The organism is Thalassotalea euphylliae, assembly GCF_003390335.1.
GTDB classification, from domain to species: Bacteria; Pseudomonadota; Gammaproteobacteria; order Enterobacterales; family Alteromonadaceae; genus Thalassotalea_F; species Thalassotalea_F euphylliae_B.
On record NZ_QUOU01000001.1, the window covers coordinates 3,211,326 to 3,224,328 of the forward strand.

General features: G+C 43.8%; 11 protein-coding genes and 1 other RNA gene. 1 reads left to right on the forward strand and 11 read right to left on the reverse strand.

What is annotated here, in order from left to right:
• Window positions 1-52: 52 nt before the first annotated feature.
• Window positions 53-2,950: a TonB-dependent receptor domain-containing protein gene (locus DXX93_RS14100; RefSeq protein WP_116008655.1), complete on the reverse strand. Its 2,898-nt coding sequence runs from the start codon at window positions 2,948-2,950 to the stop codon at window positions 53-55.
• 520 nt (window positions 2,951-3,470) lie between these two features.
• Between DXX93_RS14100 and DXX93_RS14105 the strand changes: the two genes are divergently transcribed.
• The gene (locus DXX93_RS14105) at window positions 3,471-3,731 is read left to right on the forward strand and encodes a late competence development ComFB family protein (protein ID WP_116008656.1); all 261 of its coding nucleotides are present in this window, start codon (window positions 3,471-3,473) and stop codon (window positions 3,729-3,731) included.
• Between the two features lie 639 nt (window positions 3,732-4,370).
• Here DXX93_RS14105 and ffs read toward each other — a convergent pair.
• The 10 genes from ffs to pspA form a co-directional block, all read right to left on the reverse strand.
• Window positions 4,371-4,467: signal recognition particle sRNA small type (ffs, locus tag DXX93_RS14115), an RNA gene on the reverse strand.
• Between the two features lie 151 nt (window positions 4,468-4,618).
• Complete coding sequence (locus DXX93_RS14120) at window positions 4,619-5,605, reverse strand: DUF3014 domain-containing protein (protein ID WP_116008658.1); 987 nt, start codon at window positions 5,603-5,605, stop codon at window positions 4,619-4,621.
• A 203-nt stretch (window positions 5,606-5,808) separates the two neighbouring features.
• Window positions 5,809-7,362: a transcriptional regulator TyrR gene (tyrR, locus tag DXX93_RS14125; protein ID WP_116008659.1), complete on the reverse strand. Its 1,554-nt coding sequence runs from the start codon at window positions 7,360-7,362 to the stop codon at window positions 5,809-5,811.
• A gap of 77 nt (window positions 7,363-7,439) precedes the next feature.
• Window positions 7,440-7,784 (reverse strand): 4a-hydroxytetrahydrobiopterin dehydratase, encoded by a 345-nt coding sequence (locus DXX93_RS14130; protein ID WP_116008660.1) that lies wholly within the window; start codon window positions 7,782-7,784, stop codon window positions 7,440-7,442.
• Window positions 7,785-7,793: 9 nt separating this feature from the next.
• Window positions 7,794-8,624, reverse strand: a complete 831-nt coding sequence (gene phhA, locus DXX93_RS14135) for a phenylalanine 4-monooxygenase (RefSeq protein WP_116008661.1) — start codon at window positions 8,622-8,624, stop codon at window positions 7,794-7,796.
• A 139-nt stretch (window positions 8,625-8,763) separates the two neighbouring features.
• A complete protein-coding gene (locus DXX93_RS14140; protein ID WP_116008662.1) occupies window positions 8,764-9,927 on the reverse strand; it encodes a YcjF family protein in 1,164 nt (387 codons plus the stop codon).
• Window positions 9,924-11,354, reverse strand: coding sequence for a YcjX family protein (locus DXX93_RS14145; RefSeq protein ID WP_116008663.1), 1,431 nt, complete (start codon window positions 11,352-11,354; stop codon window positions 9,924-9,926). The genes DXX93_RS14140 and DXX93_RS14145 overlap by 4 nt, the downstream gene beginning before the upstream one ends.
• Window positions 11,355-11,514: 160 nt before the next feature.
• Complete coding sequence (gene pspC / locus DXX93_RS14150; RefSeq protein WP_116008664.1) at window positions 11,515-11,964, reverse strand: envelope stress response membrane protein PspC; 450 nt, start codon at window positions 11,962-11,964, stop codon at window positions 11,515-11,517.
• Window positions 11,961-12,188: an envelope stress response membrane protein PspB gene (gene pspB, locus DXX93_RS14155; RefSeq protein ID WP_116000843.1), complete on the reverse strand. Its 228-nt coding sequence runs from the start codon at window positions 12,186-12,188 to the stop codon at window positions 11,961-11,963. Before pspB ends, pspC begins: the two co-directional genes overlap by 4 nt.
• A gap of 37 nt (window positions 12,189-12,225) precedes the next feature.
• On the reverse strand, window positions 12,226-12,894 hold the full coding sequence (gene pspA, locus DXX93_RS14160) for a phage shock protein PspA (protein WP_116008665.1): 669 nt from the start codon (window positions 12,892-12,894) through the stop codon (window positions 12,226-12,228).
• Between the last annotated feature and the right edge of the window lie 109 nt (window positions 12,895-13,003).

A 13,003-nucleotide genomic window follows, 5' to 3' on the forward strand; every position in this document is an offset into this window, starting at 1 on the left:
TTTTGTCTCAGCGCTGTATTTATGCAGCGCTAACTTCTCAATCTATGATTGACTAAAGTGATACATTGATGCCGGCATAAGCGCGACGACCAACTAAGTCATATAGTGGGTTCGTAATATAACCTGGTGCTAATTTATCGGTTAGGTTACGAATACCCGCATTGACTGCAATAGTATCAGATACTTGGTAGCTGAAACCTAAGTCGTGCGTGATAATCGTGCCGACAAAAGCAGGTGATATATCTTCTGGTGTGTCACCCGTTGGTGAGATATCCAGCGTGAAACTGCGATCAATCATGCGAGACGACCAACTAACAGTTAAGTCATCAAGCTGGTAATCAGCGCCAAAGCGTACTTGCCACTCAGGATCACCAACTTCACCATCTTCCACGTTAATTTCATCAGGGCGATCTTGGAATTCAAACTCTTCCAATTCAAGTAACTTGTTCACTAATAAGTTAACAGTCATTTCACCCGGTAAATTAACAGCTCCAAGTCCCATTACATAACGAGCTTGCGCTTCAATACCTTTCGTATTTAACGCAGCCGCATTTAAGTAACCAGAACGTACTAGAGAGATATCATTGGTCACTGGATCACGATCTACTTGGCTACAAAAACCTTGATCTAAACCGCCCGTCGCATCAACACAGTTATCAACAACATTTTGTGCCTCAACAAATGTTATAGCGTCAGTAATTTCGATATCGTAGTAATCAACCGTCAATGAGAAGTCTTCAATAAATGAAGGAGTCCAAACCGCACCAATCGTTAATGATTCTGACTCTTCTGACTCAAGTGAAGCATTACCACCGGAAAGTAAGTCGACAGAAACGTTATCGTTTGCTTCAAAGCCAGCAGGAATAGCCAGCGCAGCACAGTTGGCAACGCGGTCTGCGTCATCGGTAATATTATCAATATCACAAGGGTCATTAACGTTAGCAAAGCCAGGCGATAATGGATCAAACGCTTCCGTAATATTTGGTGCGCGTACTGCTTCACCTAATGTGCCTCGGATTCGCAAGTCTTCAAACGGCGCATACATCAAGCCAACTTTCCACGCTTCTGCTGTGCCAGCGTGTGAGTAATCTGCACTTCTGAACGCACCATCTAAGGTCAATTCATGTGCAAATGCAACGCCAGATAATAGCGGTAAGCTTACTTCAATAAAGAATTCACTTACATCGTATTCGCCGTAAGAGTCTGGTGTTGCCGCACTGGTTAGGAAACCACCTTTGGTTAACTCGTCAGTTATTGAGCCAGAAGTTTCTTCGCGGTACTCAAAACCTGTTGCGATGCCAACTGGACCACCTTGGAGTTCAAAGAACTCGCTCGTATCGAACACTAACGTACCGCCGATAAACTCCTGAGTGATCTCATCTTTTCGAGTCACATCAGCTGAAACAAAGTCTCTAGCGGCTTGCGAACTGCTTTGACCAAATGGATTAAACGCAACACAATCTGCGGCATTGATTCGCGCAGGATCTTTGTAGTCTTCGCCTTGTGCACTAGCTAATTGGCTGCGGCACACGGCTTCGCCTGTTGCAGGGTCAATAACTGAATCGACGGCTGCCGCAAAGTTGCTTGGAATTAAATCATTAAGTGTTTTACGCGTATTGGTTGTTTTGCCATAAACATAGTAAAGCTCCCAATCAAAATCCGTTTCACTTAATGTAAACGCTCCGTTAAAACCAGCTGTGTAACGGAATAACTCACGACGGTTATCGGCTGAACGGTTACCAAGCTCATCAAAGAACTTAGCCATTGAAACTGACGTTTGGCCAGCATCTAGTAACGTTTGACGTAATGTTGGATCTAAGAACGCATTATCTTGTACGTTAATATCGATACTACCGAAGCGGAAAGACGGTTGGAATTGCTGTTTAATGTCTGAACGAACAAACTTAATATCACCGTTAAATGTAATATTGTCGGTAATATCGTAAGTTAGCGTAGAGCTTAGGTTCACCTTCTCAACTTCTGGTGAATAGTTTTCATAGGCTTCAGGAGAAAAACAGAACTGACAACCATCTGGGAAATTACCAAACGCAAAGCTACCCGTGTTCTCACGCTCAGCTTGTCTTAACGGGTTACCAGCATCGTCAAATACCCAAAGACCTGCTGCACCGCCGAATGGATTGATCACACCGTTGGCGTGAATTACCTCAGAAACCACGTTCGTCACACGTAAACGGTCGGCAATTCCATCGTCTTCACCTGTATTTAACGGGTTAATGACGCTGCCCCAGTTGTCGTATTGGCGAATATCCGTTGCTAATACCTCGCCAATGCGATCATAACTGGCAAAGAAGGTTACGTTACCATCGTCAAAGTCAGTACCAGAAAGGATACTAATAGTGTGATTGCGCGAATTCACCCCTTCGGTTGACTTGGCACCCGTGACGTTAAAGTCAAAACCTTCGTAGTCTTTTTTCAGGATAACGTTAATAACACCTGAAACAGCATCTGAACCGTAAATCGCTGAAGCACCACCGGTTATCACTTCTACGCGTTCAATCAAGCCAGCTGGAATTGTTGATAAGTCAACAGTAGCCTCACCTGGGTTACCAGCTACATGGCGCTTACCATTGACCAATACCAAAGTACGAGAAGCACCTAAGCTGCGTAAATCCGCAGAGCTTGTGCCAGCAACGTCATTATCGCCGTTATTGCCGATCAAAGAGTCGCTCGCGCCAATTGCTGGCAGTTCGCTCAAAATACTACCTAAATCTGGCGTACCAAATTTTTGAATGTCTCTGGCCTCTAATGTCACAACGGGTGTCGGTTGTGATAACTCAGAACGAGCAATACGTGAACCTGTTACTTGGATCACTTCCTCGTCTGGATTTACTTGCGCATCTTGTGCATTCGCAGTCATGGCGGTGACAGAAGACGCACCAATGACCATAGCCAAGCGAACAGCCTTGGCCACTTTATTACTATTGAACATAATTTTCCCGTGTACGCTGCAATTTAGCCGCAGCGCAATTAGTGTTTTATCTTTTTTGAAGTTACCAACGAAGAGTCCCAGCAATAGGGCTTCGGCTCATTGGGGCGAGTCATTATTCACAAATTCACATACAGTTCAATAAGCGGTGGTTACGTGAGCTTGTATTCGCATTCTGCAAACTTATGTTTATCTCACTGTTATCGATTTTTTGTCGGAAATAGTACAAAAAACCAAATTATCGAGCATTTAAAGGGCAAAATTAACCGAAAAAGAAATATGTAATTTTTTGATCGAATTTGGTCTAAATTTAACCAAACGGTCAACGTCACACTTTTTGGCACTAAATTTACTGTGTTAAGCATCGAGATAAACAAAGATACGTGATGGACGCCAGCCAACGTTGTTCAATGCATTAGCCTACTATTTTGTCTTTTAGACTCGCTAATTTCGTTAGCATTTTCCAGCAACTCAAGTTAGGCTTACGACTAGATAAAATAGTTAGAAAAACCAGAGGAATAAGATGAAAATTTCTGACGACATTCATAATTATTATGAAAACCTTGTTGTTGAGCAATTTGAAGAATTGGCACTTGACGACAAATATGATGCTGATTTTATCGCTGACTTAACCTGCATCGTATTAAACCAATTACCAACACGCTACATACGGCATGAAGTTGATATGGCTTTCTACATGCCAGCCTCAGAGCGCTTTGAAATGGAAAGTAAAGTTAAAGTGGCCGTACAAAAAGGCCTAGAATTTATGAAAGCGCACAGCTAAAACCATTTACGCTGTTCGGTATTTTCAATTAGCAAGTGCTTCAATAGTTGTTGCACTTGCTGATCTGTATCATCAAACGCAATATCCACATTAATTTTTTTCTTGTTGAAAACGACGATTACACACCTTGGCAGGAAGTTTGAGCGCACTGCCGTCTGGCCGTCAATGCCTCCCAAATTATATAGGCTTTATTCATCGTTAATTTGCGGCTTTCCCCCTTAAAAGAAAAACCATACGCTCCCACTACGTTCATAGTTTCGTAACTCACGGTTTTAGATGTTGGCTGGAAAGTCGAAATAGTCATGGAATCTGAGCGCTTTCTATCCGCCTTCATCGTCGATTTAAGCGCACATTCGATGTCATAATTGCTACATATTACTGCACAAAGGCATTGATATTTAATGGTATGAGGTAGCTACAGATGCCCATCCGGTCTTACACTGCAGCACTCATCAAACCAGCATATCCAGTTAAGCATAGTGATATGCGCTTCAAAGTATAGATAAGTTGGCGTGCTTTGCCAGAGTATGTACGTCTTGAATTTGTAAGATTTTAAGTGGCGTTTGACGTGATAGTGCCAGCGAAAGCTAAAAGAGAATAATATGAGAAAAGATTTACTAGAGGAGAAGTGGGTGGTCACCCAATCAGCCACACTCCGGCACATGAGTCGTCTGCTACGGTTGCTCCCTTCCGGGCCTGGCCGGGTTTACAGAGTATCATTGCGAAGGGACCGAAAGGGTCACCATAAAATTGTTTAGTAAGTACTACACATTGAGTACTCATCAAACAACGGCGCGAATTATCGCTAAAGCGAATCCGAGTTGCAAGCAATAGTTCGCAATATTGTATTGCTTGCAGATTTATTAACCAAGCCGATGGTTTTTCAGCTATTCCTGCTGCGCCTCTGCTCTAGACAATGCGTCGCTAAATTCCAATAAAAATGACTTAATGACCAACAGATTGCCCTTACCTACGCGCAGCAATAACTTGTCTGCTTGAGGAAGTTGCTCTAAGTCTTTGTCGGCGTACTTGTACATCACGCTTGGCCTAATGAGTGTGACATCATTGCTGGGGAATTCCATATCTAACACACGTACAACCGCGTCTTGAAGTACTTGGGTAAACTCCTGATCCTCATAACCGAGCTCCGCATAGGCTTGATCGATCAATGGTTTTAATTCAAAATACCAAGTCGCCAGTTGCTCTGGTTCAAAAGAGCGCAACAAATCAACGTATAACTTAAATCGCGCCGTTTGCGCTTCATCCCACAGCCACTGTTCAGGGGCTAATGCGTTACCACTTTGCGCAGGTAAAGCATCACCATCACGATTAATATCATCAGCACTATCATTAGCGCTACCACTAGCGATTTTGGTTGCAGAAAACTTAATTTGTGGCTGAGCCAGTGGACTATACTCGTATGACACTAAGCCTTGTGCAAAATTGTCTGTAAATACAACGAGACGACGCACCATATCATCATCGATTACTAGACGAAGTAATTCTTTGCGCCAAGTAAGTGATGAGAGCCTCTCTTTAATCCAATTGTCGCTGTTATCTAATAAAGGCAGTTCAACCTTAGGCGTTTCCTCAATGACGGGCTCTTCCACTATCTCTGGCAATTCGACCAAAGGCTCGGGCGCTTCCTGCACTTCTGGCGCTGGCGGAACTTCTACAATAGGTTCAGGCACTACCTCAGGTTCGGTTACGACAATTTGCGGTTCAACGGGCACTTGTTCGTTCTTTTGCGTGTCTAGATAAAAATAAACAGCTGCTGCAACAACAGCTAACACGACGAATGCGATCACTACCGTGATCAACTTGTTATTTGTTGTTTCTTGGTTGTCTGGCGCGATAGGTTGAGATTCTGTCATAAACTAAATTCGTTCTACTGTGATGAATTGACTGGATTTAATGAGTAAGTCTAGCCAATAGCGGATGTTTACGTTTGCTTGCTCGTGTTTTTAGACCAAAAACTTGTCAAAAGTTTAACAAATAAGCGAAAAAAAAGAGTAGCTTAGCGTTTGCTTTTAGTAACTAGATGTAACAGCAACACTAAGCGCAGCTTTACTTGTTATTAAATTTTGACCGTTTTCTTATTAATATCATATTCTCGCAATTTATTGGCGATGGCAGTATGACTTAGCCCTAATTTCTTCGCCAATTGCCTTGAACTTGGATAAGCAGGGAAAAGTTTACGCAGAATGTCAGCCTCGTATTCTTTCACCGCTTGGTCTAGCGTGCCTTCAAATTCTTGCTCTAAATAGCCGTGCTCACGGGTATAAGAAGGCAGTTGTAAAAGCTCAGTTTCTAGCACATTTGACTCAAGCAGTGAGACGGCGCGAATCAGCACATTTTCTAATTGCCTAACATTGCCAGGCCAAGGGTAATGCTCGATAAAATCGCGACAATCTTCGCTCACTTTAACGTTGTATTTCCCCGTCATTTGCGCAGCTTTACTGATAAAGTGCTCGGCTAACGGTAGAATATCCGCGCGGCGATCACGTAGCGGGGGAAGATTTAGCCCAAGCACGTTTAGTCGGTAGTACAAGTCTTCTCGAAATTCGCCTTGCGCAACTAAACTCAATAAATCTTTATTAGTCGAGCTGATAAAGCGCACATTAACGTTGATCTCCTGCTCGTCGTCGACTCGGCGAAAGCTGCCATCTTCAATCACACGCAATAACTTAATTTGCAACTTGGGGGACATTTCGCCAACTTCATCGAGGAAAATTGTACCGCCATCGGCCGTTTCAAATAGCCCTTTTTTATGTGCAGTATCGGCTTGTGCACCACAGCCGAATAACTCAGTTTCCGCAACGTCATCCGGTAGGGAAGCACAGTTTAGTGCCATAAATGGATGTTCGGCTCTATCACTTGCCTGATGACACGCTTTGGCAATCAGTTCTTTGCCAACCCCGGTTTCACCGACGATCAGCATGGATGAATCAAGTAATGACATGCGTTTAGCTTCACGTACCACTTTGCGCATCGCACTGCTAGACGCCTGAATACCGACAAAATTGCTATCGTTATGCTGTTTAAACGCGCTGATTTGCTGACCCAAGCGAGCCTCAGATTTGAGGATAAAAACGGCGCCAGCCATTACTGGTTTGCCCTGCTCGTCAAAGATACTGATCGGCAGAATATCAGCGACAAAATCATCATCTTTAAATTTAATTCGCTGAGTTTGTGCCAATACATCGCCAGACTCTAACCAGCGCGCAATATTGAAGCCTTTGATCCACTGACTTGCAGGTTCGCCGACAATAGCCTTTAAGTCTTCACCGATAATACCTAAGGCAACTTCATTGACACCTCGAATGTTGCCTCGGGTATCGATAGAGATAAATGGGTCGGGAAAGGTTCTGATCAGCGTTGCCAATTCATTACGCTCGCGCTCAGAAGGCATAAAAGGAGTGGTTTTAACGTCTTTTACCCCTTCAATCAGCCTTAACTGCGGCATAAATGTTTGTAGTTCAGAAAAGTCTAAATCTGGGATATGAACAAAGATGTGACCCGTTTCAGTCACGGCGTCAATGCCTTTAATATTGATTTTGTGTTCAACAAATACACCAAGTACTTGCTGCGCGATACCGACGCGATCTTCACAAACGATCTCTAAACGCATAAAAAAGCCTCAATCACAAAGATGAGGCTATTGTAAACTAATTTGTACAATAATAAAGAACAAAGTTAACGTGAACGTCAATTACCGAGTAATAGATCAGTTTTTGCTGCGCAAATAAAATCATTTTTGTGAAGCCCTTTAATTGAATGGCTCCACCAAGTGACCTTTACTTTCCCCCATTCCAATAAAATTGCTGGGTGATGAAATTCTTGCTCGGCAAGCTCCGACACTTTATTAGCAAATGCCCAAGCTAGCTTGTAGTTTTTAAATTTGTATTCGCGCTCTAGCATCATAATACCGTCGCGTACTTGCGGCACCCAATCTGGGATTTCCTTGATCAATACAGCAAGCTCTTCATCACTTACTTTGGGCGCATCAACATGACAGGCTTCACACTTTTGGGCTGACAGCGTATTACTCATAACGATTCCTTAACTGGCTATTTTTTCTTGTGTTGTTGGTGTTGTTTTAGGCGGAAATTTAGGTGTGTGCAAACCAAGTGTTTTTGCCTGCTCGACCAACGCCATTAAATCAAGTGCGCGAATCGCGTCTAGGTCAGACATTTTCTCAATCATAAAATAGATCGGCTGCATGATATCGATGCGGTAAGGTGTGCGCAGTACATCAAGTACTTGCGCTTCATTGGTTAAGTAGCGGCGCTCAGCGTTACCTTGAGACATGGCATAGTCAGTTTCACCAGGAGATGACAATACGCCACCGCCATAAATACGCAAACCTTGCGGTGTTTTCATCAAACCAAACTCGACGGTAAACCAATATAAGCGCGCAAGATACACTCGATCTTCTTTACTGGCATTTAACCCAAGCTGGCCATAAGCTTGGGTAAATTTGGCAAACGCGGGATTGGTCAACATCGCACAATGACCAAAAATCTCGTGGAAAATATCAGGCTCTTGTAAATAGTCGAATTCTTCTTTTGAGCGAATAAAGGTCGCCACGGGAAATTTCTGCTCAGACAGCAAACGAAAAAATTCGCCGAAACCAATTAGCGCCGGTACTTGTACACATTGCCAGCCAGTTTCCGCTAATAAGACTTGGTTAACTTCGCTTAATTGTGGAATGCGATCTTTAGGCAAGTTGAGCTTTTTAAGCCCGTGCATATACTCATCACAAGCCTTGCCTTGTACACAGGCGAGCTGTCGTTCGATTAGCGCCTGCCACGTTTGGTTTTCTTCCTCACTCCAATGAATAACGCCGTTTTCGTCTGCTTGTTTAGAGACGTATTTTGTCGCTTTCCCCATACTGCGAAACCTTCTAACGTTTTGTGGTAAACCACCATAGCTGGACTCATATTAAGTGAACTCAGCTATTTTAGTGAAGGTTGCCAGTGAACTCAGGTGATGAAAAACCGTACAATATTGTATACAACGCAATATCTCGCTAGCTATTATCCGGCTTGCTTCCTTTAACTAGTGCTTTTACTTGGCTGACAACTTGAGCTCTTACTTGCGATAGCCTCGGTGCCTGCTCATCGAAAGGCAGCGGGCGACACAGGTAAATTGTTTTTAACCCCAAACGTGCCGTTAACATGCCCGCCCCTAACCCTTGGGCGAGTCGACCTGATAAACGCCCCAGTAGCTCAGCCCCTAACATATCTGCTGAAATATCCGTGAGTACCTCGCTAGCCCCCGCGTAAATCATATTGCCGATCACTTGTTTCACCAGCTTTATTCGGCTCCAGTAGCCGAGTTTCAATCCGTATAAGCCCGCTATTTTTTCCACCATGGTCAAATTACGCCAAAGCATAATTGCCATGTCTAACAAAGCAACAGGGCTAAGTGCCACCAAAACAACTGACTCCGATGAGTAGCGTGCAACTTCTGCCAGTGCTTTTTGATCGGTTTCACTGAGCACTTGCCTGCTGTAGAGTTTTAGTAATTCTTGATCGCTATAGGCCTGCTCTAAGGTGCGTTGCCAGCGCTGCTTTTGCGCCTCACTCAAATCAGCCGACAGCTGCTGGCTTACTTGCGCTAGCACTGCCGTCGCCTGCCCCAGCGCTTCGCTGTGTTGAAGGGTCTCAAGTTGTGTGCGCAGTTTGTCACGTTTTTTAAGCTGACTTAACCCCACCAGCTCTTTGTATGCTGCACTGCCGCCTAAAAACAAAACGATAAATAGCAATATTCCATACAAGCTTGTGGTAATCGGCGCTTCGACAACACCAACGGCAAAGAAGTCGAACAGCTCGATACCAAGCACACCAACAAAAGCGGCAAAAAATAACCGCCATAACCAAGCGGGCTTTGAATTTTTTGCTTCCTGCGCTATTGCTAAGGACTCATCAAGCTCAGCCTCTTCCGCTTGCCAATCGTCGTTATCAACCACTACTTGTTCGGTTAAAGGGGTGTCGATTTGCTCAGTTTGTTTATTTAGAAGTGCTTGCTCGTTAAGTAATTTACTGCCATTGCCTTTTCGCGCAGGCTTTTGCTCATTGAATTCTTTTTGCGCGAACGCTTTGTCTTCAAGCGCTTGTTTTTCAAGCGCCTGCCCTTCGAGTTCTTTTTCTTCAAATAAGATTTGCTGCTGGAATTTGGTTGGCTTGGTCATGACATTTTATCCCCTAGCAAAAACTGCAATACTTGATCCATTCTCAGGTGCGGTAAGGCTTCGTGTTCGGCAACACCTTGCGTGGGCGCAAAATTAACAAAATTAAACGGATGAGATTGCCAATAATTATCCTTGGGTAACTTTGCTGGAACAGCCCCAGGAAACAGGGTTGTCAGTTTACCGCTTGCTTGTGCAAGCCCTCTAACAACGGGAATTGACTGCCCTTGATACGTGCCATTCCCATAATTGGTCGATTTAATTGAAGCAATGGCCAATGACTTAATATCAATGGCGTTAAAGCTTATCTCTTGCTTAGTGCCGTGGACGAGTTGATTAACTAATGACACTAAATTGGTGTGTTGCTCAGGCGTTACGTGATCAGCCTTGGTTGCTGCAAACATCAGCTTGTCAATTTTCGGATTAAACAAGCGGCTAAACAAGCTCGACTGTCCATAGTGGTAGCTTTGCATGATCATGCTCATCGCCAGTTTTAAATCTTCAAAACTCGTCTTGCCATTGTTCAGCGGTGTTAAGCAATCCGCCAGTACAATTTGGCGATCAAACTTTAAAAAGTGCTTTTTATAAAATTGTTTAACAACACGTTCACGGTACTCGAGAAAGCGCGCCTTGAGCATACCAATAACACTTGTATCATCGGCGTTCTGATATGCATTACCGTCTAGCTTATTAATTTCAGTGAATGGGAAAAATTCCAAAATCGGGGCGCCAGCAAGCTCCCCCGGCAAAATAAAACGTCCCGGCTGAATCACTGACAGTCCTAATTGATGACGAAATGTATGCAACAATTCAGTATACGCCTTGGCCAGCTCGGCAATTTCCAACTCGTCTGCCGCTTTTAATGGGTCTAGTTGACTAATCTTCTCCATCCAAGCCTTGGCAAGCTCTGCTCTTGGCTCACGGGTTAACAGCGTGTGCATTTGCTCAGACCATTGCTCATAGGTCATATTGAGCATAGATAAATCAAGCAGCCACTCACCTGGATAATCAGTAATATCCAAAGTCAGCGTGGCTAATTCTGTGGTGTATTTAAGGAGAGAATCTTTCGGCTTGTATTTTATCGCGAGCCTTAGTTCACTAATGCCTTTAGTGGCCTGCGGCCAAACAGCAGGTAACTGGCTAAGCGCTTGCATTGCGCCATCATAGTCAAAACGGGCCACGTGCATGTGTTTTTGTGTGACTCGCTTGGCGGCAATAAAACGGTCTTGGTGCACAGGATTAAAAAATGTCAGATGCTTTTCACCGCCCTCACTCAGCAGTTGATTGACAAGCGACGTGATAAATGCAGTTTTACCGCTGCGGCTCAAGCCCGTAACGGCGAGGTTTACATGCTGGTCTAGCGTGCGATTTAACAGGTTTCCCGCTTTTTGTTTTAGCTGGTCAAACTTATCTTGACTCAAAATTGGCATATACTTCCGTGCCTGCTGCGATTGTTAAACTAACGTGATGTTATCGGGTTTATGTCATTAATAACAAGTCATTAGTAGTGAAATTTGGATAAAAATAAAGCAGCGCCAAATCTTATTTTGGGGCTGCTTTAGGTTGGCGTTTTAAGCGCCAATTAAAGGGTTACAGCTTGTTAATTTCCCGTGATACGGTAAATTCAGGCGAAGTCACATAACGCTCCATCAACCTTAATTGGCGCTCCATTGCCATGTACTTGCGACGAATATCGTGAAACGCTTGTTTAGGCGGTTCGCCTGCCTGCCAAATTCTCGCTTTGACCTTGATCGGCTCGCTTTGGATATCCTCGACCGATGCTTGATTGACACTTGAAGACGTTGGCACATGTTCATCCATAATAGGATTAGTTGCGTTAGCAGGTTTTTTGTCCAAAATAAACCAAGCGGCAATGTACAAAAACACTAACCAAGGCATACCAAACAACACACCAGAGACAATCAATATTCTGATTAACCAAGCTTCCCAGCCAAAGTAGTCCGCTAACCCCGCACAAACACCAGCAATTTTGCCTTGGCTTGGAATACGGTATAGCTCGCCGCGACGTTTTACGCTCATACTTTGTTTCTCCATTCTGGTGACTCAGCATCCAGAATGGCTTCAAGAGTTTTAATGCGATCTGCCATTTTGTCTGCTAATTCAGAAAGTTCAGATAACTGAATATATTCTTCTTCACTTAGCCCCTGACTGATTTGACGCTTGCTGCGGTAATGTAAAATTAACCAAATAGGCGCGACCACCAGCATAAATATAATGATCGGGGCAACAATAATATCTCCCATTCGACTTCTCCTTGCTAATGCAGTTGTGGTGGCCTAATTACTTCTTGTCTTTGCTATTAAGCTTAGCTTTTAATTGCGCTAATTCATCATCGATATTTTCATCGTCTTCAAGTTCGGCGATTTCATCAGCAAGCGACTTGCTGCCTAAATCATGTGCCTCTACTTGAGCTTCTAAATCATCGATTTTACGCTCATAGCGGTCGAATCGGCTCAAGGCGTCTTCGACCTTGTCGCTATCGATATTACGCTTAACCTTCAAACGAGAGCTCGCCGTTTTCTCGCGCATGATGATCGCTTTTTGACGTGCTTTAGCATCGGCTAGCTTGTCTTGAAGCTGTGAAATCTCACCTTGCAACTTGCTGATGTGCTCTTCAACATGCGCCAGCTCATCAGTTAACGCTTCTGCATTGTCGCTGCTCTTTTTCTTTTCAATTAACGCAGCTCGGGCTAAGTCTTCGCGGCCTTTGCTCAAGGCTAATTCCGCTTTTTCTTGCCATTGCTCTGCATCTTTTTCATAACGACTGATTTGACGCGCTAATTCCTTTTTGTCTGCCAGCGTTTTTGCCGAGCTAGAGCGAACCTCAACTAAGGTATCTTCCATTTCCTGAATAATCAGGCGCACCATTTTTTCTGGATCTTCAGCCTTGTCTAACAACGCATTAATATTAGAATTAATGATGTCGGTAAATCGTGAAAAAACACCCATAATCATTTCCTCAACTTAGTTTGCTTTCATATCAATCTGGTAGCTTACTATTCATTATCCAAGCCAGAATGACAAAGCCAGTATAAACCCATGTATTTATTAGCTTTAT

What these genes read in the sequence shown, in the direction of transcription:
- DXX93_RS14100 (WP_116008655.1), bottom strand. Translation starts at nt 2,950, where the DNA reads ATGTTCAATAGTAATAAAGTGGCCAAGGCTGTTCGCTTGGCTATGGTC.
- DXX93_RS14105 (WP_116008656.1), top strand. Translation starts at nt 3,471, where the DNA reads ATGAAAATTTCTGACGACATTCATAATTATTATGAAAACCTTGTTGTT.
- DXX93_RS14120 (WP_116008658.1), bottom strand. Translation starts at nt 5,605, where the DNA reads ATGACAGAATCTCAACCTATCGCGCCAGACAACCAAGAAACAACAAAT.
- tyrR (WP_116008659.1), bottom strand. Translation starts at nt 7,362, where the DNA reads ATGCGTTTAGAGATCGTTTGTGAAGATCGCGTCGGTATCGCGCAGCAA.
- DXX93_RS14130 (WP_116008660.1), bottom strand. Translation starts at nt 7,784, where the DNA reads ATGAGTAATACGCTGTCAGCCCAAAAGTGTGAAGCCTGTCATGTTGAT.
- phhA (WP_116008661.1), bottom strand. Translation starts at nt 8,624, where the DNA reads ATGGGGAAAGCGACAAAATACGTCTCTAAACAAGCAGACGAAAACGGC.
- DXX93_RS14140 (WP_116008662.1), bottom strand. Translation starts at nt 9,927, where the DNA reads ATGACCAAGCCAACCAAATTCCAGCAGCAAATCTTATTTGAAGAAAAA.
- DXX93_RS14145 (WP_116008663.1), bottom strand. Translation starts at nt 11,354, where the DNA reads ATGCCAATTTTGAGTCAAGATAAGTTTGACCAGCTAAAACAAAAAGCG.
- pspC (WP_116008664.1), bottom strand. Translation starts at nt 11,964, where the DNA reads ATGAGCGTAAAACGTCGCGGCGAGCTATACCGTATTCCAAGCCAAGGC.
- pspB (WP_116000843.1), bottom strand. Translation starts at nt 12,188, where the DNA reads ATGGGAGATATTATTGTTGCCCCGATCATTATATTTATGCTGGTGGTC.
- pspA (WP_116008665.1), bottom strand. Translation starts at nt 12,894, where the DNA reads ATGGGTGTTTTTTCACGATTTACCGACATCATTAATTCTAATATTAAT.